This is a genomic window from uncultured Tissierella sp., from assembly GCF_902479755.1.
Lineage (GTDB): Bacteria > Bacillota > Clostridia > Tissierellales > Tissierellaceae > Tissierella > Tissierella carlieri.
Map to the genome: position 1 here is coordinate 22,605 of NZ_CABSQO010000016.1, position 26,244 is coordinate 48,848.

Annotated in this window: 28 protein-coding genes; 22 read left to right on the plus strand and 6 right to left on the minus strand. The window is 31.9% G+C overall.

The window, feature by feature from the left end:
• Positions 1–146 precede the first annotated feature (146 nt).
• A complete protein-coding gene (locus RDK80_RS09935) occupies positions 147–1,151 on the minus strand; it encodes a permease (protein ID WP_094898755.1) in 1,005 nt (334 codons plus the stop codon).
• Positions 1,152–1,187: 36 nt separating this feature from the next.
• Entirely contained in the window at positions 1,188–1,478 is a 291-nt protein-coding gene (locus RDK80_RS09940) for a helix-turn-helix transcriptional regulator (RefSeq protein ID WP_094898756.1), read from the minus strand.
• A 275-nt stretch (positions 1,479–1,753) separates the two neighbouring features.
• On the opposite strand from RDK80_RS09940, the gene RDK80_RS09945 reads away from it, so the two are divergent.
• From RDK80_RS09945 to RDK80_RS10000, 12 genes are all read left to right on the plus strand, one after another.
• Positions 1,754–2,743, plus strand: a complete 990-nt coding sequence (locus RDK80_RS09945) for a sulfurtransferase (RefSeq protein ID WP_094898757.1) — start codon at positions 1,754–1,756, stop codon at positions 2,741–2,743.
• 73 nt (positions 2,744–2,816) lie between these two features.
• Positions 2,817–3,512: a TVP38/TMEM64 family protein gene (locus RDK80_RS09950; protein WP_201259606.1), complete on the plus strand. Its 696-nt coding sequence runs from the start codon at positions 2,817–2,819 to the stop codon at positions 3,510–3,512.
• A gap of 66 nt (positions 3,513–3,578) precedes the next feature.
• Positions 3,579–4,688 carry a (Fe-S)-binding protein gene (locus tag RDK80_RS09955; RefSeq protein WP_094898758.1) on the plus strand — a complete coding sequence of 370 codons (1,110 nt, stop codon included), beginning with the start codon at positions 3,579–3,581 and terminating at the stop codon, positions 4,686–4,688.
• 4 nt (positions 4,689–4,692) lie between these two features.
• Positions 4,693–5,352 (plus strand): TVP38/TMEM64 family protein, encoded by a 660-nt coding sequence (locus tag RDK80_RS09960; RefSeq protein WP_094898759.1) that lies wholly within the window; start codon positions 4,693–4,695, stop codon positions 5,350–5,352.
• Positions 5,345–6,583 carry an ABC transporter substrate-binding protein gene (locus RDK80_RS09965; RefSeq protein WP_308524182.1) on the plus strand — a complete coding sequence of 413 codons (1,239 nt, stop codon included), beginning with the start codon at positions 5,345–5,347 and terminating at the stop codon, positions 6,581–6,583. Before RDK80_RS09960 ends, RDK80_RS09965 begins: the two co-directional genes overlap by 8 nt.
• Position 6,584: 1 nt before the next feature.
• The gene (locus RDK80_RS09970; protein WP_308524183.1) at positions 6,585–7,448 is read left to right on the plus strand and encodes an ABC transporter permease subunit; all 864 of its coding nucleotides are present in this window, start codon (positions 6,585–6,587) and stop codon (positions 7,446–7,448) included.
• Positions 7,449–7,452: 4 nt separating this feature from the next.
• Positions 7,453–8,268: an ABC transporter permease subunit gene (locus RDK80_RS09975; protein WP_308524184.1), complete on the plus strand. Its 816-nt coding sequence runs from the start codon at positions 7,453–7,455 to the stop codon at positions 8,266–8,268.
• Complete coding sequence (locus tag RDK80_RS09980; protein WP_308524185.1) at positions 8,261–9,286, plus strand: ABC transporter ATP-binding protein; 1,026 nt, start codon at positions 8,261–8,263, stop codon at positions 9,284–9,286. The genes RDK80_RS09975 and RDK80_RS09980 overlap by 8 nt, the downstream gene beginning before the upstream one ends.
• 4 nt (positions 9,287–9,290) lie before the next feature.
• Entirely contained in the window at positions 9,291–9,965 is a 675-nt protein-coding gene (locus tag RDK80_RS09985; RefSeq protein ID WP_094898764.1) for a TIGR04283 family arsenosugar biosynthesis glycosyltransferase, read from the plus strand.
• Positions 9,965–10,672, plus strand: a complete 708-nt coding sequence (locus tag RDK80_RS09990; protein WP_308524186.1) for a TIGR04282 family arsenosugar biosynthesis glycosyltransferase — start codon at positions 9,965–9,967, stop codon at positions 10,670–10,672. Before RDK80_RS09985 ends, RDK80_RS09990 begins: the two co-directional genes overlap by 1 nt.
• Positions 10,644–11,633, plus strand: a complete 990-nt coding sequence (locus RDK80_RS09995) for a phosphotransferase (RefSeq protein ID WP_308524187.1) — start codon at positions 10,644–10,646, stop codon at positions 11,631–11,633. The genes RDK80_RS09990 and RDK80_RS09995 overlap by 29 nt, the downstream gene beginning before the upstream one ends.
• A 202-nt stretch (positions 11,634–11,835) precedes the next feature.
• Entirely contained in the window at positions 11,836–12,573 is a 738-nt protein-coding gene (locus RDK80_RS10000; protein WP_308524188.1) for a rhodanese-like domain-containing protein, read from the plus strand.
• An 87-nt stretch (positions 12,574–12,660) separates the two neighbouring features.
• Here the strand turns inward: RDK80_RS10000 and RDK80_RS10005 are convergent, their stop codons facing one another.
• Complete coding sequence (locus RDK80_RS10005; RefSeq protein ID WP_308524189.1) at positions 12,661–13,545, minus strand: nucleoside hydrolase; 885 nt, start codon at positions 13,543–13,545, stop codon at positions 12,661–12,663.
• Between the two features lie 382 nt (positions 13,546–13,927).
• On the opposite strand from RDK80_RS10005, the gene RDK80_RS10010 reads away from it, so the two are divergent.
• From RDK80_RS10010 to RDK80_RS10025, 4 genes are all read left to right on the plus strand, one after another.
• On the plus strand, positions 13,928–14,725 hold the full coding sequence (locus tag RDK80_RS10010) for an ABC transporter permease (RefSeq protein ID WP_308524190.1): 798 nt from the start codon (positions 13,928–13,930) through the stop codon (positions 14,723–14,725).
• 26 nt (positions 14,726–14,751) lie between these two features.
• Positions 14,752–15,753 carry an ABC transporter substrate-binding protein gene (locus RDK80_RS10015; protein WP_308524191.1) on the plus strand — a complete coding sequence of 334 codons (1,002 nt, stop codon included), beginning with the start codon at positions 14,752–14,754 and terminating at the stop codon, positions 15,751–15,753.
• 116 nt (positions 15,754–15,869) lie between these two features.
• Entirely contained in the window at positions 15,870–16,883 is a 1,014-nt protein-coding gene (locus RDK80_RS10020) for an ABC transporter ATP-binding protein (RefSeq protein ID WP_308524192.1), read from the plus strand.
• A gap of 27 nt (positions 16,884–16,910) precedes the next feature.
• Positions 16,911–17,459 carry a CD3072 family TudS-related putative desulfidase gene (locus tag RDK80_RS10025; protein WP_216555204.1) on the plus strand — a complete coding sequence of 183 codons (549 nt, stop codon included), beginning with the start codon at positions 16,911–16,913 and terminating at the stop codon, positions 17,457–17,459.
• 263 nt (positions 17,460–17,722) lie between these two features.
• Here the strand turns inward: RDK80_RS10025 and RDK80_RS10030 are convergent, their stop codons facing one another.
• The 3 genes from RDK80_RS10030 to RDK80_RS10040 all read right to left on the minus strand — a co-directional run bounded on the left by RDK80_RS10030 (position 17,723) and on the right by RDK80_RS10040 (position 20,006).
• Positions 17,723–18,781, minus strand: a complete 1,059-nt coding sequence (locus RDK80_RS10030) for a DUF4179 domain-containing protein (RefSeq protein WP_308524193.1) — start codon at positions 18,779–18,781, stop codon at positions 17,723–17,725.
• Entirely contained in the window at positions 18,774–19,262 is a 489-nt protein-coding gene (locus tag RDK80_RS10035; protein ID WP_308524194.1) for a sigma-70 family RNA polymerase sigma factor, read from the minus strand. Before RDK80_RS10035 ends, RDK80_RS10030 begins: the two co-directional genes overlap by 8 nt.
• A 369-nt stretch (positions 19,263–19,631) precedes the next feature.
• Positions 19,632–20,006, minus strand: coding sequence for a metal-dependent transcriptional regulator (locus RDK80_RS10040; protein ID WP_308524195.1), 375 nt, complete (start codon positions 20,004–20,006; stop codon positions 19,632–19,634).
• A 237-nt stretch (positions 20,007–20,243) separates the two neighbouring features.
• Here RDK80_RS10040 and RDK80_RS10045 point away from each other — a divergent pair, with 237 nt between their 5' ends.
• The 6 genes from RDK80_RS10045 (at position 20,244) to RDK80_RS10070 (ending at position 26,216) form a co-directional block, all read left to right on the plus strand.
• On the plus strand, positions 20,244–21,233 hold the full coding sequence (locus RDK80_RS10045) for an AraC family transcriptional regulator (RefSeq protein WP_308524196.1): 990 nt from the start codon (positions 20,244–20,246) through the stop codon (positions 21,231–21,233).
• Between the two features lie 125 nt (positions 21,234–21,358).
• Positions 21,359–22,315 carry an ABC transporter permease gene (locus tag RDK80_RS10050; protein ID WP_308524197.1) on the plus strand — a complete coding sequence of 319 codons (957 nt, stop codon included), beginning with the start codon at positions 21,359–21,361 and terminating at the stop codon, positions 22,313–22,315.
• Entirely contained in the window at positions 22,312–23,112 is an 801-nt protein-coding gene (locus RDK80_RS10055) for an ABC transporter permease (RefSeq protein WP_308524198.1), read from the plus strand. Before RDK80_RS10050 ends, RDK80_RS10055 begins: the two co-directional genes overlap by 4 nt.
• Complete coding sequence (locus RDK80_RS10060; protein ID WP_308524199.1) at positions 23,105–23,896, plus strand: ABC transporter ATP-binding protein; 792 nt, start codon at positions 23,105–23,107, stop codon at positions 23,894–23,896. The genes RDK80_RS10055 and RDK80_RS10060 overlap by 8 nt, the downstream gene beginning before the upstream one ends.
• Positions 23,881–24,603, plus strand: coding sequence for an ATP-binding cassette domain-containing protein (locus RDK80_RS10065; protein WP_201259612.1), 723 nt, complete (start codon positions 23,881–23,883; stop codon positions 24,601–24,603). Before RDK80_RS10060 ends, RDK80_RS10065 begins: the two co-directional genes overlap by 16 nt.
• Entirely contained in the window at positions 24,600–26,216 is a 1,617-nt protein-coding gene (locus tag RDK80_RS10070) for a nickel ABC transporter substrate-binding protein (RefSeq protein ID WP_308524200.1), read from the plus strand. The genes RDK80_RS10065 and RDK80_RS10070 overlap by 4 nt, the downstream gene beginning before the upstream one ends.
• Positions 26,217–26,244: the final 28 nt, after the last annotated feature.

Genomic DNA, 26,244 nt, shown 5'->3' on the forward strand with positions numbered 1-26,244 from the left:
TGGGAAAGCGTTGTCAATAGCACATGTAAATATAATTACAATATTTATTGATAGATGATTATCTATACATGGTATATATTTATAGATTTGAAAATGTTAGTAAAAATAAAATCCAGTCAAGAGAATTAATCTTGACTGGATTTTATTCATATAAATAAATATCCAAATATATTAAAGGCATATCCTATAATAAGTATTCCTAGAGTAACTACACCAATAAATATACCTAGAAGCTTTCTCTTAACAACCTTAGAAAGCATAATCATTGAAGGAAGGGAAAGTGCTGTTACACCCATCATAAAAGATAGAGCTGTTCCTAATCCTACTCCTTTTAATACTAATGCCTCTGCAATGGGTAATGTACCAAATATATCTGCATACATGGGTATGCCTACAAAGGTAGCTATTAATACAGAGTACCATTTATCTTGACCTAGTATTGCTGATATAAAAGATTCTGGAATATAGTTATGGATGGCAGCTCCAATTCCAACACCTATAAAGATATACATCCATACTTTCTTTATAATATCTAATACCTGCTCCTTAGCAAAGTTTATTCTATCTATAACTGCTAATTTCTGATCCGCTATATCAAGTACAGGATTGTTAAAAACAAAAGATTCCACATATTTTTCTAATCTGAATTTACTTATAACTGTTCCGCCAACTACAGCGAGGATTATACCGACTATAACATATGCTATAGCTATTTTCCAATTGAATATACTAGCCAATAGAATAATAGATGCTAAATCTACTAAAGGTGATGAAATTAAAAATGAAAATGTAGTACCAATGGGTAGGCCTGCACTAGTAAATCCAATGAATAACGGTATAGAAGAGCAGGAACAAAATGGTGTAACAGTACCAAGTAAAGCAGCTAAGATATTTGCTGTAATTCCATGGAATCTACCTAGTATCTTCCTAGTTCTTTCTGGTGGAAAAAAAGATTGAATATAGGAAATTCCAAATATCAATATTGAAAGTAAGATAAATATCTTAATTACATCATAGATGAAGAAGTGGATGCTTCCACCTAGTCTACTATGAATATCTAAGCCAAAAATATTTTCTACAAGAAGTTTAATTAGATTGAAAAGCCATTCCATTTTAAGTAATTGTGTATTTAGCCATTTTAAAATAACCATATATTTCACCTTCTTTAAATATTATTAGACAATTGATTAGATCTCTTCATAATGATTATCTATATCATTAAACAAGTCTTTTAATAGTTCTAAGGAATCCTTATTGATGGAGTATTTCATCCATATGCCATCCTTTCTTCCATTAACAAGCCCAGAATCGCATAATGTTTTCATATGATAAGAAAGTGTAGGTTGTGTAATATGGAATTCTTCCAATAATTTACATGCACAAAGCTCTCCGCTGGAAAGCATATGAAAGATTTTAATCCTTGTTTCATCTCCTAATGCCTTTAAAAGCAACGCATAATCTGTATAAGATATATTCATGTCTTCACTTCCCTTCTCTATAGTAGAATATTTTATAGAATTCAATAACACATAGATGAATATCTATATGTTAATTATATTACTATATATAGATAAATGTCAATGTGTTAGAAAAATTATTTAAATAAGCTACTTAATAGTTGCAGAACATATAAAAAATATCTATATATAAACAAAAACTATAGATAATCTTGATTTTATTTAAATTATTTCATATGTTAAAATTTAATCGGTGTTAAGAAGTGAAAGTAATGTCATATAAAGGAGTGGGTTAGGTGAAAAGATTTAAATTTATACTAATAGTTATTCTAGCCTTAGGATTAATAGTTGGTGGATGTTCAAATAAAAAAGATGTAGTAGATGAAGGAAATCATCAGCAACCTCCAGTTGGAGAAGGAAAGGAATCAGTAAATGAATTAGAAGAGGATACTATAGAGTTTGTAGATACCAGCTATATGGTAAGTGCTGACTGGCTAAAGGAAAATATGGCAAAAGAAAATCTACTAATATTAGATGCTAGAGGAGCAGATGCTCATAAAAAAGGTCATATACCAGGAGCTATAGCTATTATGTGGCAAGAGTTTTCAAATATGGAAGGTGCACCTGGTAAAGAGCCTAATTGGGGTACGGTTCTTGAAGCGAAAGCTTTATCTGAAAAACTGTCAGCATACGGAATAACGAAAGATAAAGAAATCGTTGTATATACAACTTCTCCAGATGGATGGGGAGAAGATGGAAGAATAGTATGGATGCTGAGAAGAGCAGGATTTGAGAATACAAAGATATTAGATGGCGGATTTGAATACTGGACGTCAAAAGACTATGAAGTATCTAAAGATGATGTAGTACCGACTCCTGCAACTGTTGTGATAGAATTCTTAGATAATAAGACAAATATAGATACTGAAGAATTGGCAGACAACTTGGATAATCTTGTAATAATTGATGTGAGGGGAAAAGATGAATATAACGGAGCTACAAATTTTGGTGAACCAAGAGGAGGTCATTTGCCGGGAGCTATTAATATAACTTTTAGCCAATTCTTGAACAAAAATGGTACTTTAAAAACAGCAAAAGAAATAAAAGATATACTTGATTCTAATGGAATTAACAAAGATGATGAAATAGTAACATATTGTACAGCAGGTATTCGCTCTGCTCATATGCAAATAGTATTAACTATGATGGGATATGATAACGTAAGGAACTATGATGCTAGCTTCTATAGTTGGTCTGGAAATGCTGATTTAGAAGTAGAAAAATAATACAGATAAATATATAGACTCTAATCTATTTCTAGGAGAATAGAGATATATTTGCAGGAAGGTTGTTGATACTTTGAAAAATATAAAAAAATCCACATGGATTAAATTAGGTGTTGTATTGGGATTAATTTTGATATACTTCTTTGTTAGTCCAGTTAGAAATGCTATAAAACAAATTATATTTATATTTAGTATGCTAGATGTAGATGCAGTAAAAGGGTATATATTGTCCTTCGGTATATGGGCACCTATAATATCATTCTTGCTTATGGTATTCCAGTCAGTAGCTGCACCATTACCAGCCTTTTTAATTACCTTTGCCAACGCAGGATTATTTGGATGGGTGAAGGGAGCAATTCTTTCTTGGACATCTGCTATGGCAGGAGCAGCCCTATGTTTCTATATTTCAAGAATATATGGAAGAAATACTGCCGAAAGGTTAACATCTAAATTTGCTTTGGAAGAAATAGATGGTTTTTTTGATAGATATGGTAATTATGCAATATTAATAGCTAGACTCTTACCATTTATATCTTTTGATATAGTTAGCTATGCTGCGGGGTTGACTTCCATGAGTTTCTGGTCTTTCTTTTGGGCTACAGGACTTGGACAACTACCAGCAACGATAGTATACTCCTATGCAGGTGAAAAGCTAACGGGTGGAGCAAAGACCTTTGTCACGGGACTTCTCATATTATTTGCAGTTAGTGCATTAGGATTTTTAATAAAAAAGATATGGAATGAGAAGAACAAAAAAACTATTAATTAGAGAGTGTGTTAGGGTTGCTTCGAGAGGAGCAATCCTTTCATTGCTTTAATAAAAAGGATGTAATAAATGAAAATATCAGATAAAATTATAAAAATAATAAACGAAGAGGAAGAAAAATGTATAGGATGTAAGCTATGTATGAATGGTTGCCCTATGCTAGATAAATTCTGTGATTCTCCGAAGGAATTACTAAAGGAACTTAAATGTAATGGAGAATTTGACTATATCTTACCCTACTCATGTATGCTATGTGGATATTGTACAAAGGTATGCCCTAAGGGAGTAGATTTAAAGAATTTATTCTTAGAACTTAGGAGAGATGTAGTTAATCAAAGCAATGGTAAACTAGCTAGGAATCTTAACACAAATGGAGTAGACTTACATCAAAAACTTAGTTTCTCTAATCTATTTACATCTAATATTCAAAACCTACAATCAGATACCATATTTTTTCCAGGATGTGGGCTTCTTTCTTATAGTCCGAAGATAGTAGAGGATACATATAGATATCTAAGAACTAAAATAGGGGGCATAGGAATATATACTAAATGCTGTGGAAAACCTACAGCATTTATGGGAAAAGATGAGAAATTTAAGGAGTATTATTCTATTCTTGAAAAAGAATTTAGAGATAAGAATATTAAAAGAATAATAACAGGATGTCAAAACTGCTTTATGACCATAGGAAATAATAGTAAGGATATAGAAGTAATATCTTTGTGGGAAGTACTAGCTAATGTGGGAATACCGGAAGAGAAAATAGGTATTGGGAAATCTATAAATGTAGAGTTTACGATTCATGACCCATGCCCTACCAGAGATATAGATATAATTCACAGCTCCATAAGACAAATAGTGGATGAACTGGGCTTTAAAATAGATGAAATGGAGTATAACAAGGGAAAAACACTTTGCTGTGGTTCAGGTGGTATGGTGTCAGTTACTCAAAATCATGTATCTGAGGCTCATACCATAAGAAGAGCCCAAGAAGCAAAAACAGAATATATTATCACCTATTGTCAGGAATGTGTAGAGTCTATGAGAAGAGGTGGTAAGAAATCTTACCATATACTTGATTTATTATTCACTGAAGGCTTTCAAAATATGGAGCAGAAAAATCAAGGGGTAATAACAAAATGGACTAATAGGTACAAAGGAAAGAATATAGGGAAGTGAAAATATGAAGGATAGAAGCTCAGTATTAAAAGCAATAGCAATAATTATTTTAATAATAGCTTTAGCTTTATTGCTCAATAAATTTAATATTCTTAAAGGCTATGGACCAAATGAGATTAAAGAGTTTATTCAAGGAAAAGGTATTATGGCACCGGTTATTTATGTAGCATTACTATCTTCCCTGCCTTTGCTGCTATTTCCAGATTCTGTTTTGGTAATAGCAGGTGGTATGATATTTGGTCTTTTTTGGGGGACAGTACTTACTACAATAGGCTCATTAATTGGAGCCGCCATAGCATTCTATATTTCTAGAAAGCTGGGGCAACAAGTGGTGAAGAAGTTTATAAAAAAGGAATTAGTTTTATTTGATAAAAAGAATAGTGGATTTTTCTTGATTTTAATGTTAAGATTAATCCCCTTATTCCCCTTTAAAATAGTAAGCTATAGTGCAGGATTGTCAGATGTAAGGTTTAGGGATTTTGCATTGGCCACAACCATAGGTTCAATGCCGGGCATCATAGTATATACAAACCTTGGAGATAAGACAACAGTATTTGGCTCAAAGGATTTTTATATTTCTATAGGCTTATTAATAGGGTTGTTTTTAATTTCTTTTATAATGAAAAAAGTATTTCAAGGAAAAGGAGACAAGATCAATGAATAAAAAGTTATGGTTACTTATATTATCAGTAGTATTAATATTTAATTTAGCTGGATGCAGTACGAAGACAGTGAATAATGGGAATATATTAGATCAAGATTTTGAAGAATTATTAGAAGCTGCAAAAGGGACGACTGTTACCTTCTATGGATGGGGTGGCAGTCAGCAAACTAACTCATGGATAGATGGTTATTTATCAGAGAATGTAAAAAAAGACTATGATATTACCGTAAAAAGAGTTGGAATGAATATAGATGAAATATTAAACAGTCTTCTAAATGAGAAGCAGCTTAATGTAGAAAAAGGAAATATAGATGTAGTATGGATTAATGGAGAAAATTTCTTTACTGCTAAGGAAAACAATTTATTATTTGGACCTTTTACTGATAAATTACCGAATTTCAATAAATACGTAGATAAGGATTCACCAGATGTAAAATATGATTTTGGTTATCCTGTTGAAGGTTATGAAGCGCCCTATGGAAAAGCTCAGATGGTAATGGTATATGATAGTGAAAAAGTAGACAAGACTCCTGTTGACCACAAGGAGCTATTAGAGTGGGCAAAGAAAAATCCAGGTAAGTTTACTTACCCAGCATTACCAGATTTTACAGGATCTGCTTTTGTTAGAAATATAATATGTGATATAGTAGGGTATGAACAATTTATGGACATGGATGCTGATGAAGAAACTGTAAGGAAGGCTATAGAACCGGCTATTGAATATTTAAAGGAACTAAAGCCTTATCTATGGAAGGAAGGAAAGACTTATCCAGGGGATGCACCTCTTCTTGATAATATGTATGCAGATGGAGAAGTGTGGATGACTATGACTTACAATCCAAACTCAGCATCAGGAAAAATTGCAACGGGAGAATATAAAGAATCTACTAGAACCTTTATATTTGACAAAGGAACCATAGGTAATACCCATTTTCTAGCTATACCATTTAATGCTCCGAATAAGGCAGGAGCTATGGCTCTTATTAACTATATATTAAATGTAGAATCTCAAGCCACGAAATATGAGCCGGAGACATGGGGAGATTTACCAGTATTAGATAACGATAAATTAAGTCAAGGGGAAAAAGATAGATTTGCATCTATTCCTTTAGGTATGGCAACTTTACCTCAGGATGTATTGCTAGAACATAGAATTCCGGAGATGCCGGCAGATCTAGTTCCAATAATTGAAAAAATATGGATGGAAATGATACCAGGTGAAGGTGAGTAATTTGAGGGAGAAATTAAAACCCTATCTATTGCTATTTCCAATACTATTTGTTTTGATTACCATTTTTGTTTCAGGAATAATAATGGGGCTTATACAAAGCTTAGGATATTTTAAGGCAGTAGGTTTAACAGAATTTACATTAAAATACTATAAAGAGGTATTAACTAGTAAGGGATTTATATCATCCCTTAGATTCAGCCTTTATACTTCTTTTACCTCATCTATTATGGCAGTAGTTTGTGGAGTACTTTTATCTTATGCAATTCTTCAAGTAAAAGGAAAAAAAGAGATGGTAGAATCTCTATATAGAATACCTATTATAGTACCCCATATAGTTTCTGTTTTATTAGTATATAATATTTTATCTCAATCAGGAATTCTTCCGAGAATTTTATATGAAGCTGGCTTGATTACTGATCAAAGCCAGTTTCCGTCTATTCTCTACGAGAGAAACGGAATTGGTGTAATAATAGCATATCTATGGAAGGAAATACCCTTTGTTGCTCTTACAACCTATACCATACTTAGTAAGGTCAGCAGTAAACTATCAGATGTAGCAGGTAATCTAGGAGCTAATAAGAGGCAGATATTTTTTTATATACTTCTCCCTCTTATTATATCTTCTGTCTTTTCCTCCTTTATTATTATCTTTGCATTTTCCTTTGGAGCATATGAAGTACCTTTATTATTGGGACCAACACAGCCTAAGGCTTTGTCGGTACAGGCATTTATAGAATATAACAACCCAGTACTTGCAAATAGACCATATGCCATGGTATATAATATATTAATTACTTCAATAGCTTTGATTCTTACATGGCTTTATTATAAGGCCTTTGAAAAAGCCTATAAATACGGCAGGTGATAATATGAAAGATAAAACTAAATTAAGATATAAAATAATAATAGGAATATTTTTAAGCTTTTTATTATTACCCTTAGCAATTATATTTCTATGGAGCTTTGCAAAGAATTGGCCGTGGCCTCATTTATTGCCAGAAAATTGGGGGTTAAGAGGATGGTCTTATTTTTTAAATCCATCGTCAAAGAGCTTATCTACTCTATTATTTAGTATGTTTTTATCCTTTTCAGTGACAATGATTACTCTAGGTATAACTATACCAGCAGCTAAGGCACTGGCTCTTTACAAATTCAAGGGGAAAAAATTAATAGAAATGCTAATATTTGCACCAGTTATAGTGCCTACTGTTACAGTAGCCATGGGTATACATCTTCAGTTTATTAAAATGGGACTTGCTGATACCTTTTTAGGAGTAGTATTGATACAACTTATACCTTGTATCCCATATAGTATTAGAATCCTTAAAAGTGTTTTTGAAATAATAGGTGAAGAAATGGAAGAGCAAGCTAGGGTTTTAGGGGCTAATGGATTTCAGACCTTTTATTATGTAACATTTCCTATGATACTTCCTGGAATAATCTCTGCTGGAAGTATGGCTTTTATAGTATCCTTTAGTCAATATTTCCTTACATTTCTAATAGGAGGAGGAAGAATAATAACCTTCTCAATGCTAATGTTTCCCTATATTCAGAGTGGTGATAGAATGATGGCATCTGTTTATAGCGTAGTCTTTATATTTATTACTTTGATATTTTTAATTATCGTAGAAAGGATTACAAATAAGTTCTATAAGGATAAGTTGAAGGAGTATAATTATGTCTAAAATTACCTTGAAAAATATAGAGAAATCCTTTAATAAAATTAAGGTCTTGAATAATATTAATTTCGAAGCGCCAGAGGGAAATGTAGTCTCCTTATTGGGACCTTCTGGTTGTGGCAAAACTACTACCTTAAAGATAATAGCAGGGCTGATTAAAGCTGATAATGGGGAAATATTTTTAGGAGATAAGGATATAACAAATGTTTCTGTGGAAAAGAGGGGTACTGTAATAGTTTTTCAGGATTATTTATTATTTCCTCATTTGAATATAGAAGAAAATATTGGTTTTGGTCTTAAAATGGCGAGGATACCAAAGAAAGAGATAAGCCTTCGAGTAGAGAGGATGCTGGAATTAGTCCAACTAAAGGGATATAATAAAAAATATCCGAATAAGCTTTCGGGAGGGCAACAACAGAGAGTAGCATTAGCCAGGGCTTTAGCCATAGAGCCAAAAGTACTCTTACTTGATGAACCTTTTTCTAACTTAGATACAAAATTAAGGAAAGATATGAGAGAATTTACTCTAGAAATACAAAGGAAGCTAAATATCACAACGATTTTGGTTACCCATGATAAGGAAGAAGCTTTGATGTCCTCTGATAAAATAGCTATTATGCTCAATGGAGAAATTAAACAATTTGGAACTCCAGAAGAACTATATGAAAGACCTATTTCAATAGAAGTAGCAGATTTCTTTGGTGAAAAAAACTATATAGATGGTTTAGTGGAAAATAATATGTTTATATCCGATATTTGCAGCCTCCCTGTAGAAATGGAGGATATAAAAAAAGCAAAGGCCATGATTAAACCAGAGAATATAAAAATATATCCCGAAGAAACCACTGACTTAACAGGAATAGTAGCATCTAGTAAATATGCTGGGGAGAAAGTTTATTATACTGTATTAATAAAAGGAAAGGAACTAAAGATAATATCTCAAAACTCTAAAATATATAAAGTAGGAGATAAGGTGTCAATAGATATAGATATTGAAGGTATAAAGATATTTAAGGAGAAGTGAAACTATGGTGTCCATAATAGTACCTGCGTTGAATGAAGAAAAAACTATAAAGGAAAACTTGGAGAATTTAATTAAAATAGAGGGAAATAAAGAAATAATAGTAGTGGATGGGGGTAGTTGTGATAAAACTGTGGATATTGCAAAAAAATATGCTATAGTTATCAACAGCACCAGGGGTAGAGCAAGACAGATGAACGCAGGTGCAAAAATTGCAAAGGGTAATATATTGTGGTTTGTTCATTCCGATTCGAAATTAGAGAAAAATAGTATATTAGAAATGGAACAGATAATAGAAGATGGTTATATTGGAGGATGCTTCAAGCTATATTTTTATGACTTAGATACTCCTTTTATGAGATATGTATCAAACTCTTCAAATAGAAGAGCTAAATATTTGAAACTGATATTTGGGGATCAAGGTATATTTATGAGAAAAGATATATTTGAAGAATTAATGGGATATAAGGAAATGGAACTAATGGAGGATTGGGAATTTTCCCGCAGAATTCATAAACTTGGTAAGATGAAGGTATTAGATAAAAAAATAGGAACTTCTGCTAGAAGATTTAAAGAAGGAGGACAACTTAAAACTCTCCTATTGATGCATAAAATAAAAATATTATATATGCTAGGCACTCCAGCAGATAAATTGGCTAAAATATACAGGCAGGTGAGATAATGAATGCACTAATACTTATGACAAGAATACCAATGGCAGGACAAACGAAAACAAGATTGATGGATATTATGTCTGGAGATGAATGTGCGGAGCTTCATATGGCTTTTTTGAAGGATTTATTCAATACTTTCAAGAAGCTGAAAGAAATAGATATATATCTTACCTATACTCCTGAAAATTCATTAGATACTATAGAAAATATAATACCTGAGTTTGTTAAGACTTTACCCCAAATAGGAGAAGATTTAGGCAATAAAATGTATAATGCAATAAATGATATATTATCTTTAGACTATGAAAAGGTAATATTAATAGGTTCAGATATACCACATATTAAAAATGAAGATATACTCCATTCCTTTAAAATATTAGAGGAAAAAGATATAGTACTGGGACCATCCTATGATGGAGGATATTACCTAATAGGGATGAAAAAACCAAATGAGGGGATATTTCATATATCTAAAAAATGGGGTGGAAAGTCAGTACTGGAATCCACCATAGATATGGCAAATAATCAAAGATTAACGGTAGGTCTTGCTGCTAAATATATGGATATTGACACTAAGGAAGATTTATTTGCATTTATGGATAAATATGAAGGTCATAGGGACAAGATAGCTTTAAAAACAGTGAAATTTATAAAAGAATGGAGGGAGAACACTGGTCAAGGACAAATTGATAGAACAAATAAAAGGATATATTAATATTAATAGAAAAACTACCTTAAGGGAACTTGATTTAAAGGAAGATTTTGAAATTGAATTCTTAGCTCAGGGTGAATATAACATTAACTTTACCTTAAGCTCTTTTCCTAATAAATATGTATTTAGAGTAAATACTGGAAGCCAGCTGCAATTAGAAAATCAAATAGGATATGAGTTCAATTCTCTAAAATATTTAGAGAAATCCTCAGTAACTCCTAAGGTATTCTTTGTAGATGGTTCTTTAATGTATTTTGATTATGGGATACTCATTATGGAATTCTTAGAAGGAGCACCTCTTGATTATGGAAAGGATTTAATGAAGGCAGCAAGGATATTTGCGAAAATCCATTCCTTAGAAATAGTTAAGGATAATCATTTTATAACAGAAAAAAATATATTTAGTGATAGGATAGATGAAGGGGAAAAACTTCTTTCTAATATCTGGGAAAGTCCTATAGTGGATAAAAGAGTTAAATCCTTTTTTGATAAATTCTTAGATTGGGCAAATGTTAATAAAGACAAAGAGAAATACTTTATAGATAATCCTTGGTATGTAATAAATAATACGGAAGTCAATTCTCATAATTTTATCATAGGAGAGAAATCTTATTTGATTGATTGGGAAAAACCAGTGATTAGTGATCCTGCTCAGGATTTAACTCAATTTCTCGCACCTACTACTACATTGTGGAAGACAAGCTATATATTGAGCTCTGATGAAAAAGAAGAATTCTTTAAGAACTATATTAATGGATTAAATGGAAGGGATAAAAATATAAGAGATAGAGTTAATCTCTATACTCCCTATTTATATTTAAGAGCTTTAGGTTGGTGTGCTCATGCCTATGTAGAATACCATGATCCCAAGAAAGAAATAAAGAATATGGATACATTTGAGAAGATAAAGGAGTACTTAGATATAGATTTTATGGAGGGGTTATTAAGGAAGTTTGGAGTATAGATTTTACTCTTAAAAACATACTAAAAACAATTTTTAGTAATTGATATATTATAACGATAAATATGAGATTATTAAATAAATCTATGCAATTATTTAATGAATAGATATTTGCTATATAAATTGAAAATAAGAATTCATAATGTTATAATCAACGAGGAAAATCAATGTATATATAAAATGTATATATAATAAGGAGGAAGAAATGAATAATAGAAGATTTAAATTTATTACTTTATTAATGGTAATGATGTTAACGCTGACATTAACAGTTGCATGTACAAAAAATGAAGGAAAACAAGCAGATGGTAATTCAGATGTAGCTACAATAAAAACAATGACAGGTGAGAAACTTGTAAAACAAAATTCAGGAAAAGAAAAAGATAAAGTTTTAATTATGGATGTACGTTCTCCAGAAGAGTACAAAGAAGGTCATATTCCACATGCTATTAATATCAATGTGGAAGGTTTTGAAGATAGAATTAGTGAGCTTGAAGATTTAAAGGAATTCCCAATTATTACTTACTGTAATTCAGGAAAGAAAAGTGGACAAGTTGCAGAGATTTTAGTTAATAATGGATTTAAAGATGTAACTAATGCCGCAGGAGTTAAAGAGTTTGAATATGATTTAGTTCACTACGAAGACATAAGAGGAGCTGCTTTCCAAAAACTTATTGATGAAAATAAAGATATCGTATTAGTAGATGTTAGAGAAGAGAAACAAGTTGCAGAAGAAGGAATGATTGCAGGAGCTATCAATGTTCCATTTAATGCTATAGAGGCAAATCTTGATAAATTACCAAAAGACAAGACTATTGCTTTATACTGCAATACTGGTACTAAGAGTGCTGAAGTAGCAAAGCAATTAGAAGATCTTGGCTATGAAAACGTAGTAAATTCTATTGAAGGTGTAAAAGAATATTCATTTGAATTAGTAAAATAAATATATTAGAAAAACTCCCAGATAAGCTTATTTGGGAGTTTGAATTTTTATCGGCACCAGTTGTGTGGCACTTAATAGTTCATTACATCAATTATTTTCTACAGCCACATTACTCCAAGCTTCAAAAAACAATTCATTAAACAACTTCATATTCTTTATCATAGTAGGGATATTTATTTTACTTCCTTTTTCATTACTTTCATCTATTCTTAAAAATCCAGTTTTCAAGTCTTCTACATCTGAAACTATAGATCCAAAATTATCATCAAATAGTTCAGGATTTGTTATATATATAGCAGAAACTATATCCCAATTAAAGAAGCCTTCAGTATTAAATAATTCTCTAAAATACTCAAACCAAGCGTAGGAGTTTTCCTTGATATATACATAAGAAGGTATATCTTTATTATTCATCAATCTTTCATACTCTTCTTTTTTAAATTCTGCCTGTAGACAGATATGACCTGTCATCGTAGTGACTTTTGCACCAGAGTGCAGAACATTGTGACTTGCTTCATTATCAACAGAGAAATTTAACTCATTTAAGTTTTTACCATTGATTATCAAAGGTTTAGTTAGTCCTCCCATAAGTACAATTTCCTTAATTTTTTTATAGAAATCATTGTCAAGAAGATAGGCACCATATAGATTAGATAGAGAACCTGTTGCTAATATAGTAACTTCATTAGGATATTTATTTACTATATCTACAAGAAATTTAGCTGCTTCACTCCTTCTATCCGAACCTTTTGCTGACCCCTTCTTTAAGGGGATATTTGTAATATTTAAGTCCTTAAACAATTTAGTAGTAGCTGCAAATACATCTTCTATATTACTATTTCCGAAAGTAGTGGTAACTCCAAGCAAATCTATAGCCTTATTACCTATTAAGTACATGAAGGTTAAACCATCATCTACATCCTTGTTTGGCAATCCCATAGTATTATCACAGTCAAAAATTACTTTAATCAAAATTAATACCTCCCAACTACACTATTTTAATCTGCTTCAAAGTATATACTAACACAACTTATTGCTTTATGTTAGAATACAATGTGCAGGAAGGTAAAAATATTACCAATATAACCATTCCTATAGCAATATTTTACAAAAGGGGACAGAGTTAAGTGGTAATATCTTTTGTTGAGGAAGTTCGGAGTATAGATTTTAGCTAAAACAATGTCAAGGTTATTTTAAATTAAATATATTATTAAGAAAAATAATAGTAATTAAATTACTATTATTTTTTTTAATAACACTTCAATATCTTATATTGATAGATTATTATATGTATACAGCGTTATATTGTTGACAATATTCGACAATTTTGGACCAATATGAAAGGATGGTGATTATGGAGAAGAGAAAAAATAATCTTATAATTATTACAAGAATATTGATTGTTATTCTATTTATATCTTTCTGGGAAATTACCGCTAGATTTAAGCTTTATAATGCTTTTTTTACAAGTTATCCAAGTGAGATTGTTTTAGATCTAAAACAATTTTTTTTAAGCGGAGATTTAGTAAAACATACATCTATAACCTTACGTGAGGCACTTGCTGGATTGTTTTATGGTACTATTATAGGAATTTCTGTTGGTCTATTATTTGGACAAGTACAATCATTAGGTAAAATTTTTTTACCGATAATTACAGCTATTCATGGTGTACCCCAACTTACACTAGCACCAGTATATATATTATGGTTTGGACTAGGTTTAACATCAAAGATATTTCTTGCAGCATTAATGGTCTTTTTTAATGTTTTTTTCTCTACTTATGCAGGTATTCAAAATGTAGAACCTAAGCTTATTGAATCCGCCAATTTACTGGGTGCAGGAACAATACAAACACTATACCATGTTGTGCTGCCATCTAGTATGCCTTGGATAATAGCTGGTATTCGTAATGGTGTAGGGGCTTCTTTAATTGGCGCAATCATTGGAGAATTTATGGGGGCTTCAGCAGGGTTTGGATGGATGATTGCTTATGCGTCATCATATTTTAAAATTGCTCGTGTTATGTCATGTATTTTTATTTTATTAATAGTAGGTATTATTCTTAATTTTATTCTTGATAAGATTGAGGCATATTTACTGCGTTGGAGAGCAGTTACAAGATTATCTCTACATCATGAAAAAAATACATAGAATCTAATTAAATAAGGAGGCAGAATATGAAAAAATCAATAATTATCGTACTTATAATTTGTTTAGCAGCCGGAGTATTTACTGGATGCACATCAAAAGATGTTTCTAATGATTCTGATCTTACGAAAGTTGTAATATCTGAAATGAGAGGGGAGTCTTGGATTCCTGTATATGCAGCTGAAAAGCTAGGTTATTTTAAGGAAGAGGGTTTAGATACTGAATGGGTTGTTTTTAAAGATGGTCCAATAGCTTTCCAAGGAATGCATGCAGGAGATTCACAATTTTGTATGTTATCTACTGAGCCAGTACTTCGTGCTTTTGAAGAGGGTTTAGAGTCTAAGATTGTTATTTCAACAGTAAAGAATAAGCAATATATTTTTGCTGGAAATTCTGAAATCACAAGCGTTGAACAATTAAAAGGTAAGGCTATTTTTGCTGGTATGCCAGGCTCTGCTCCTTATTCATTTGTTCTTTCTGCTCTAGAAGAAGCAGGACTTTCTGAGAATGATGTTGAATGGATAAATATGGAGTATGGAGCTGCTTTGGCTGCACTTGAGCAAGGAAGTATAGCTGCATCATTTTTTGATGGAATTCATATTAATGAGCTTAAAAATCTAAATGCTAATATTTTAATTGATACCTCAGATCCTATACAGCATGAGGCACTTTATGGTTCTAAGTATTATGAATCACAAATGGTTACAGTTACTAAGGAGTTCGCAGAAAAAAATCCTGAGACAGTTCAAAAATTTGTAAATGCTGTTATAAAAGCTATGGCTTGGCAATCAGAGCATACTGATGAAGAACTTGCAAAATTAGTTTCTCCTATGTTTGAAGGTAGAGATTTGGTTGAAATTGTTGGCATATTGAGAGGGTCACTTTCTAATGATGGTTTCTTTTCCGAAGAAGGCTATAATGCAATCGAAGGTTTTTGCTTAGAACAAGGAATTATTAAGAACCCTATTGGATATGAAAATGTGATTGATATGTCTTATGTAAATAATGCAAGAAAGTCATTAGAGAAATAGAATTCTTTGAAAATATATTATAACAGTTAATCTAATTTCTAAGAAAAGCATATTAGAAGTTAGATTAACTTTAATTTATTGTTTATAGATGATTTAATTAAATTAAGGAGACAAACATGACATATATTGTTTTTGAAAATATAGAGAAATATTATGGTGAAAATCATGTCCTTAAAAATACCAATCTTTCAATTCATAAGGGAGAATTTGTTACATTACTCGGTTCTTCAGGCTGTGGAAAAAGTACACTTCTTCGATGTCTTGCAGGATTAGAAGGGGTAACCAGTGGAAAGATATTTCTAGATGGAGAAGATATTACCTTTTGGAATCCTAAGGATCGAAATATCGGAATGATATTTCAACAATATAGCCTTTTCCCTAATATGAATGTATATAATAATATTTCATTTGGTCTTAGGATGAAGAAGGTTAAAAAAGACACTATTGATGATCTTGTGAAAAATACCTTAAAAATAGTTGATCTTCAAGGCTATGAAAAGCGATATCCCTACCAGCTTTCAGGTGGTGAACAGCAGAGAGTGGCATTGGCAAGATGTATTGTCACTAAGCCTAAGGTATTACTACTAGATGAGCCATTAAGTGCAGTAGATGCGAAGCTTCGTAAATCTTTACAAGCTAGAATAAAAGAAATACACAGGGAACTTAATATGACTTCTATATTTGTCACCCACGATCAAGATGAAGCAATGACTATGTCAGATACAATTCATATAATGAGAGATGGTATTATAGAACAATCAGGAACCCCTTTTGAAATCTATAGTAATCCAAGGAGTATTTTTGCGGCAAGTTTTGTTGGAAATTACAATATATTGGAAAAGGACCAATTCTCAAAATTAATAAATCAAGAGTACTCAACTTATTCAAAAATTGTAATTAGACCAGAGACTATTGAAATATCTCATGTTGAGTTGGAATCTTGCAAAGATTCATATTCTATTTCGGGTAAAATTATCGATATACTCCCTCAAGGTAATATTATAAGATATACAGTTGATATCAATTCTGTTTCTTTAAAAGTGGATGTACTCTTTAATGATTTAGAACTTTATGCTTTGGGACAAGAAGTATATTTAAAATTAAAGAAAAATCATTGTATTGGTCTATAATTATCGAATAGTTAAGGAGGATGGCAATTGAAAAGGAATAAAAAGATAATATTAATCTGTCATTGTATCATTAATTCCAATTCTAAGGTTGAAGGTCTTAGTCAGTATGGGGGAATTTTTAAGGAATTTGTAAATCTTATTGCAGAGAAAGATATTGGTATTATTCAACTTCCATGTCCAGAAATGATTGTATATGGAATAAAAAGATGGGGGCATGTAAAGGAGCAATTTGATACTTTATTCTATAGAGAACAATGTAGAGAAATGCTTAGACCAATAGTTCAACAGACTAAAAGTTATATTGATGCGGGATATGAAATTTTAGGAGTGGTAGGTATAGATGGAAGTCCAAGTTGTGGAGTTAATCATACTTGTTCTGGAGAATTCAGAGGAGAAATTTCAAATAATGATGAATTAGAAAGCATCCTTGAAACTTTAAAGGAAGTCAAAGGTTCTGGTGTATTTATGGAAGAATTAAAAAGTTATCTAGAAGAAGTTGGAATAAAAATACCTTTTACAGCAATTAATGAAAATGATGTATATAGTTCTTTAGATAAAATAGCAGAATTTATATAAAAGAGGATGACTTTCTCATACAATTAAATTTTTGATAGTGTTTTTGATTATGTTGAAATAAAATTGGGGCAAGGCTTTTAGATTAGTAGTTGGCTAAAAGCTTTGTCCTCAAAATTTTATCTCAATTACCTTTATATTTTCTTTAATCTAATTTTACTATCTGGAGTAATCTTTATTATAACGAATAGGAAAGTTCGACTTTAATATTTTAGCATTAAGAACTTTCAGTAAATGAGTTTCAAAAGAAGCTTTTTTATAATTAGTTATTTTTTAATTTCTTCAATAGGAAAAGTCACTTCCCAATTACCTTGTGTAAACAGTCCACTTACAACAAAATCACCGTATAAAGAATATTGCCCAATTTCAGATTGAGGAATATCAAATATATATTCATCATAATCTATTCTATTTTCACTGGTTATATTTTCTCTAAATCCGATATTGTAATCACATTGAATATTATTTCCGTTTTTATCTTTTAGATAAATGAAACCATGATTATCTGTTGTTTCCTTATTTTTTGTTGCTGTTTGGACATGGAGCATACCATCTACATATCCTATAGCTGTAATTTCTATGTAATCAACAGGAAAGTCAATGGAATTTATACTAGAAAGGACTTTTACCTTGTAATCATAATCCATAGTTTTAAAATCTGGCATATATTTTTCATAGTTGATACCACTACCCCCTGTTATTTTCACAAGTTGTGTATTGATATTATTATCTAAAAGAGATAAATCCACATCAATAGAAGTATTATCATAGTGATGTTTGCCACTTAAAAATTCTCTTACTGAAAAAGTAAGTTTTTTACCTGTTATTTTTTTGTTGTCAAATTCCGAAATTGTAATTAAAAACGTAGCTGTCTTTGTTTTAGCATCATACCCAACAAGAGTACAGCCAGCTGCACTGGAAAATGGGCGATTAATAGAATAACTATCAAATAAATCTGTTGTTTCATCAATACGTTCTCCTATAAGATCTTGCATGGTAATGTAAATTTCAGCAACATTATCATGAATATATGCAGCTTCTACCTGCATTTTTATTCCATTATCCTCACAGGATTTTTGGATAGGTTTAAAAAATTGGGCAGTACTTGGTGAAATTTGATATATAATTTCATAAATGGCTGGTACTGTAGCTGATAATACTGGAATTGTTGTAAATATACAAATCATCAACAAAGCAGTTATGGCGATTGGTTTGTGAAATATATATTTCATTTTATTGTTATTTCCTTCATAGATAACATTATTTATAAGCTGAGATGACGGTTTTATTTGTTCATTCATATGATGATACTTTTCTTTAAACATCATAGTCCTCCTTTAATATTTCTTTTAGCTTACGTCTCCCACGAGTTAATTGAGTTCTAACTGTAGATGGTTTTTGCTTTAATATATGACTGATTTCTTCTATACTTAAATCCTCGTAATAAAATAAGTGAATAACGGTTCTATACTTAATAGGTAATTTTTTAAGTTCATAATGTAAATTATTATCCTCTTCAGTTTCAAAAGCAATTTCATCATCTAAAGGTTGAGTTTTCTTTGCCCAAGACGATGCCCACAGTTTTTTTGCACAATTAATAGTAACCCTTATAAGCCATGCTTTTCGATGTTCTTCTGTTTCAAAATTTGGTTTATTCTTTATATATCGCAAAAATACTTCTTGGAAGATATCATCGGCATCGCTTTTATTTCGGGTCTGTGAAAATGCTAACCTATAAACCATATTTGAATAGGTATTTACAATATTATCTATGCTTTCATCTATGCATAGTGGTTTTATCGACACTTCTTAACCTCCTTTCACTATGAATACCCTGAAGCTATACAAAAAGCTACAGTAAATGTAAAATTGCTATGGAAACTGATTAGTATTCATACAAAGGGAGGATCTTTTAAATATAACCGCTTCTAGTTGAAATACACTAAAAAGTTAAATAATAGATTTTAATTTTAGCATTATAAGTACAATATTTCATCCAACTTCAATGTTATATCCATATCTTTTAGAAATTCTAAGATGGATATTTACTGAAAAGAGAAATATAGATATAAAATTTCTTGGGAAATAATAGATATTGCATAACAAAATATAGAATAGGTAAAAAGATAAAGAGACAGCTTTCTTGTATCAAGAAAACTGTCTCTTTATAAGTTGTTACATTTCTTTGAAGTAATCAAAATGTTTTTTCAGGCATTGATAACTCTCATCACTTATATCATGTTCAATTTTGCAGGCATCTGCAAGTGCTATCTCTTCGCTAACACCAATAGCCATTAGAAATTGTGCAAGGAATTTATGTCGATTATACATCTCTGTTGCGATTTCAAGACCAGTATCTAGCAGTGTAATATATCCATCAGAATCCATTTTGATATATCCATTTTCTCGAAGTCTTTTCATAGCAATGCTTACACTAGGCTTAGTGTATCCCATTTCGTTTACTATATCAATAGAACGCACCTGTCCAATACGCTCCCTAAGCATTAAAATCATTTCTAAATAATTTTCTGCCGATTCATGTATTTTCATTTTATATCACCCCGGAAAATTGTTCTTTATATCTATGTTATTATATACTAGCTATTTTTTCAAGGATAGGGTTTCACTGATTGACAACCCTATCTCATAATGCTAAACTAATATTCAAATAAGTTAGCCTAAACTAACTGTATAAAAGTTAAAGTTAGCAATGGGTAATACAGTCTAGAGAAATATAGGAGATTATTTCTGATATATAAATCAATGATGTAAGGGTGGTGAAAAAATATGAGTATTTTATCAAAAGACAAATGTATATATGGTCCTGAAGTAGAGATGATTAAACGAGATAATGACTGTATGATATACAAAATGAAAAATCATGATGGTGAAGGTGTCATGACCAGTTATCAGGTGTTTCCAGGTATTGAATTGATTTATAATGATTTTCATATGGGAAACTGTTTTCACAATAAACAGCCACATGCTGATATCATGGAAATTAATCATTGCCGTCTGGGACGATTTGAATGTGAATTCCTAAATGGAGACTATGTATATCTAGAGGAGGGTGATCTTGCTGTAAATATGTTAAGCAACAGGACCGCAAAATCATGCTTTCCCCTAGAACATTATCATGGTGTATCAGTGGTAATCTGTCTTGATGAGGCAGAAAGATCGATTTCTTGTGTATTGGAAGATATATCAATTAATTTATATTCTTTGCGTGATAAGCTATGCCATAAAGATAGATGTTTTATTATGCGTGCTAAGAATTCCATAGAGCATATCTTCTTTGAGCTATATACAGTGCCTGATGAAGTTAAGCGGGGATATTTTAAATTGAAAGTACTGGAGCTGTTATTGTTTCTTAGTGTTGTAGATATTGCAGAACAGAGAGAGGAAAGACAATATTTTCATAAAAGTCAAGTAGACATTATAAAGGAAATCAAGGAATATATGACGGAGAACTTGGAACAGCATAATACTCTTGAAGAATTATCTAACCGTTTCAAGATACCTATAACAGCGATGAAGCTTTGTTTTAAGGCAGTCTATGGAACCTCTGTTTATGCTTATATGCGTTCCTATAGAATGCAGGCTGCTGCTGTAATGCTTCGCCAAGGAAATGATAGTGTCGCTGCTATTGCTGGGAGAGTAGGGTATAATAACTCCAGTAAATTTGCATCTGCATTTAAAGATATTATGGGTATGTCACCTTTGGAATATAGAAAAACAAATCGTCCAAACGGATTATTATCTGACGGTTTGGAGTAGAAACTATCCTTAGAAAAAGTTATAATTTTCTCTGATGATACTAAAAAAATATGCTGAAAAGCATATTTTTTTAGTATAAAGGTTAGTATAGACTAACCAAAAGTAATTAATTAGGAGGATGGTTCATGAAGAAAGATAGTACACAACATATTTTGGAAAAAACAGTAGAAATCATCTTAACACTTTTCATAGTCACAATTCTTTCATTTTTATTAATGCGTCTTTCTCCTGTTGATCCTGCTACTGCCTATGTAAAAAGAAATACACCTATTGTAACTGAAGAGCAAATTCAAGAGGCCAGGATAGAACTTGGACTTGATAAGCCTTTAATTTCACAATATTTTATATGGACAAAAAATGCCTTGCATTTAGATTTTGGTATTTCTCTAAAAAATGGACAGCCAGTGGTAAAAGAAATACAAAAAGTATTGCCTGTTACATTAACGGTTGTATTGCTATCGGCTTGCATAATGTCCATTGGCATATTGATACTTGGCTCTATATATTATTTTCTTAGAAACAGTATTGCCAATTATTTTTTAATCTTTATCTGTATTGCAGGCATTTCTGTTCCCCCATTTTATCTTGCAAGTGTATATATAGATATTTTTGCAGTTAGGCTTGGTATTATGTCTGTTGTTGGAAATATAGGACTTATGAAGTATCTTCCTGCATCTTTATGTCTTTCAATAGTTGGAATCGCTCTCTATTCTCAGCTTTTAGGTAAGAGTATTGAGTGGGAGATGAATGAAGATTATGCTTTTTATGCTAGATGCAGAGGATTAAAGGAAAGTCGGATTCTAATTTTTCATGCATTACCTTATGCAGTTGGGGCTTTACTCCCAAGTTTTTTACAAATGTTAGGGCTTTTTATGGCGGGAGCTGCTGTTGTGGAAAGTGTATTTTCTTTACCCGGTCTTGGACATCTGATTATAGATAGTGTAATTCATAGGGACTCACCGATGATTCATGCTGGAGTATTGGTTTTAGCATTAAGTGTTGTATTATTTAATGTCATGGCTGATGTTTTACAAGGATGTCTCCGAAAACATAGAAAAGCAATGGAGGTAGATGCAGCATGAAGAAGATGAAAAAAACTATTTTAGTTGCAGTCCCAATACTAATTATACTTTTTTGTGCCTTTGGTTATTTGTTTGCCCCTAATGATCCTAACCATGTGAATTTAACTGTTAGGCTTGAAAGACCTTGTGAAGAGTATCCTCTAGGAACTGATCATATGGGAAGGTGTATTCTTTCTAGAATTCTTTATGGTGGAAGAACAACTGTTGGTATTGTATTAATTGGCTCTGCCATTGTTATTGTTGTAGGTACTTTTTTAGGACTGGTACTTGGGCAAAAAGGTAATAAGCAAAATGTGGTAGTGGAGAGCATATTGAATGCAGTCACTGCTATTCCTCCAATTGCATATTTGATGATCTTCATCGGGGCATGGGGAAATGGAGTTCTAACGATGCTCATAGCCTTAACTGTGTCTTTAATTATGCGCTTGATTAAGCTAGTAAAAACTAAGACTGAAATTGAAATTGAAAAAGCTTATATTATGTGTGCTATTGCTTCTGGTGCCTCTCGAGGGCGGATTTTATTTGTTCATATTGTTCCAAATCTTATAAAAGATGTAATACATTATATATGCCTTTCTTGTACAGATATGATTATGGCAATAGTAGGATTTTCATTTATAGGCATTGGACTTGGAGATAATGTAATTGATTGGGGGATAATGGTTTCTGAATCCAGAGGAGTTATTATTATGCGACCAGACATAATATTATATCCAATTGCATTTATTTTTTTATGTGCTCTTTCTTTCAATCTAATCGCAGGAGCAGTTGAAAAAGGAGGAGAGATCCGTGCTTGAAATAAAAAATCTATCAGTTGAATCGAAAAAACATATAAACTTATTAAATGATATATGTTTTTCTTTGCAATACGGTGAGTCTATTGGCCTTACAGGGCAAAGCGGCGCTGGTAAGACCACATTAATTAAGGCTGTGATGGGGATATTGGGGAAAACCTGCCGAGTGAAAGAGGGAGATATACTATTAGATGGATTGGGACTAACTGCATTATCTTCTAGTCGGAAACGTGATTTATGTGGTACAACATTAGGATATATTCCTCAAAATCCCATGACTGCATTTGATAGGAGGATAAAGATTGGAAAGCAAATCATAGAAACTTTTCGGATGCGTTTAAGATTATCAAAGGAGGAAGCATATCATTTAGCCCTAGAAAAGCTTCAAATGGTGAATCTTGATGATACGAGCCGTGTTATGGAGAGTTATCCTCTGCAGCTTTCTGGTGGAATGTTGCAGAGAGTATCTATGGCAATATTGCTAGGATTAAAGCCTAAATATATTTTAGCAGATGAACCAACCTCTGCTCTTGACGAAGATAATAGAGATATGATTTTAGATCTATTGATGAATCAGATGAATGATTCAGGAATATTGATGATCTCCCATGATGTATTTGCCCTGGAGTCATTGTGTGAGATGATCCTAGTGATGGAAAGAGGCAGAATCATTGAAGGAGGTCCTATGGAGAAACTCCTGCTGTCACCTAAGCAAGAATGGACAAAGAAATTTTCCGCTGCCAATATAAAGCTAGATAGGAGGAAATGGGAATGGATGGAATACTAATCCAAGACTTATATAAATCATATAAGAATGAAAAAGAGTCTAGTTTTGCTGCCTTAAGTGATCTTAATATACATATAAAGAAAAGTGAGTATGTTGCACTTATAGGGGAAAGCGGTTCAGGCAAGAGTACCCTTGCTCGTCTGTTGATTGGTTTAGAAAAGCCTACTTCAGGTCGTATATTAATAGATGGTGAAGAAACTATTAATTGGAGCTATAAAGTATGGAGAGAAAACAGAAGAAAGATTCAGGCTGTATTTCAAGATACATCAGGTACCCTCAACCCTATGTTGTCAGTTTATCGAAATATAGAAGAAGCATTGGTTAATTTGACCAATTTAAGCAGTAAAGAGCGTAAAAATCGTATATATACTTTAATGGAGCTGATTAGTATGGACCGAAGGTTACTTAAAGTTCCAACAAGGCAATTATCAGGAGGGGAGCAAAGAAGATTATCTTTATTACGAGCTTTGTCTATTCAGCCTGATTATCTAATTCTTGACGAGGTTATAAGTGGTCTAGATTTGATTTCTGCTGATGAAGTCATGACTGTGCTGGAAAAATATCACCAAGAATTTAACTGTGCTTGTCTATTTGTCACCCATGATATGAATAGTGCTTATAGGGTTTCAGATAGAATTCTAGAGATTAAAGATGGAAAAATAATTCGTGAAGGGATAAAACATATTGAAGGGAGAATTAAAATATGAAGAGAAATAGATGGTTTAGATTATTGTCTATAGGAATATGTATAATTATTATGTGTGGAGTTTTAGCTGGCTGTACTTCTCAGCCAAATGTAAAAACTGTAAAAGAAGAGCAAGAGATACAGAAAAAGACACTAACTTTTGCTACTGGTGCGGAGTTGACAACTTTATACCCATTAAATATGGATCCACAGAATGATTGTGCTACTAAGTTAGTGTACGAAGGACTTGTGACCTATGATAAAGGTGAAATAAAACCACTTCTTGCAGAAAGCTGGGAATTCAATGAAGATGGTACTGAGCTTACTCTTCATCTGAAACAAGGAGTGAAATTCCATGACGGTGTAGATTTCAATGCTGAAGCAGTGAAAAAGAACTTAGAATATTTCCACTTAAATCCAAATCATCGTGCATTGAAGGCCGTTGCTAATTTAAAAAATGCAGAGGTTATAGATAACTATACTTTAACATTACATTATGATAATCCGTATTTTGCATACTTAAATGACCTTTGTTACCCAGAAGTTCTAGTCATGGTTTCTCCTAATGTCATTGAAGAAGGTAATTTTCAGAATATGAAAGAAGTTGTGGGTACAGGCCCCTATATATATAAGGAAAACAAGAGTGGTGAATATACTCGTTTCACAAGAAATGAAGATTATTGGGGAAAACAACCATATTATGATGGAGTCATGGCTAAATATATACATGAATCAGCTTCTAGACTTCAAGCACTACAAAATGGAGAAATTGATATGTTATATGGAAATGTATTAATTTCTTATGATGAATATCAGCAGGCAATTTCTATGAACCATATTAAGGGTAAAATATCAAATGTGAATTCTGAAACGAGAAATCTTGCCGTAAATGCAGGAAGTAAAAATCTTGCAGATATAAATGTTCGTGAGGCTATAGCTTATGCCATAGATAAGGAAACCATTTCAAAAGGATTGACTTATGGCTATGAAGAGGTAGCAGATAAACTATTTGATTCAGGTATACCTTATACTGATGTAGAACTTAATATAATAAGAAAATATGATAAAACTAAAGCTGAGGGACTTTTAGACAAGGCTGGTTGGAAACTTAATACTGCAACAGGTATACGTGAAAAGGATGGAATTCCATTAAAGCTTGTCTTTACCTATGATTCTGGTGAGGTGTTGAATAAATCCATCGCTACATTAATCAAAAGTCAGCTTGCAGAGGTTGGGATTCAGCTGGAAACTATAGGACAAGATATGTATACTTGGTGGAAAGAAGGAGTTTCGGGTAATTACGATTTGACTATCTGGTGTACAGAACAGCCGTATTCCGCACCTCATAATTTCTTTACCCCAATGTTGGATTCCTCACCTCATGTACCTGCAATAGCCTCTCTTTCTGATGGTGAGAAATTTATAGCGGGCATAAGGGAATTTTCTACTGTAGATGATAAAAATAGAGTTGGAGAAATTTTTGATTACCTTATTAAATATAGCAATGATGAAGTGCTAAATATTCCTCTTACCTATGTTAAGGATATGATTGTTTTCAATACTGATAGAATTGAAGACTATAATTTCACAGGTACTCCAAAGTTCTTTGATATTAGACAAGTGAATGCAAAATAAGTTTTCGTCTGATTGGAGCTAAATCAGC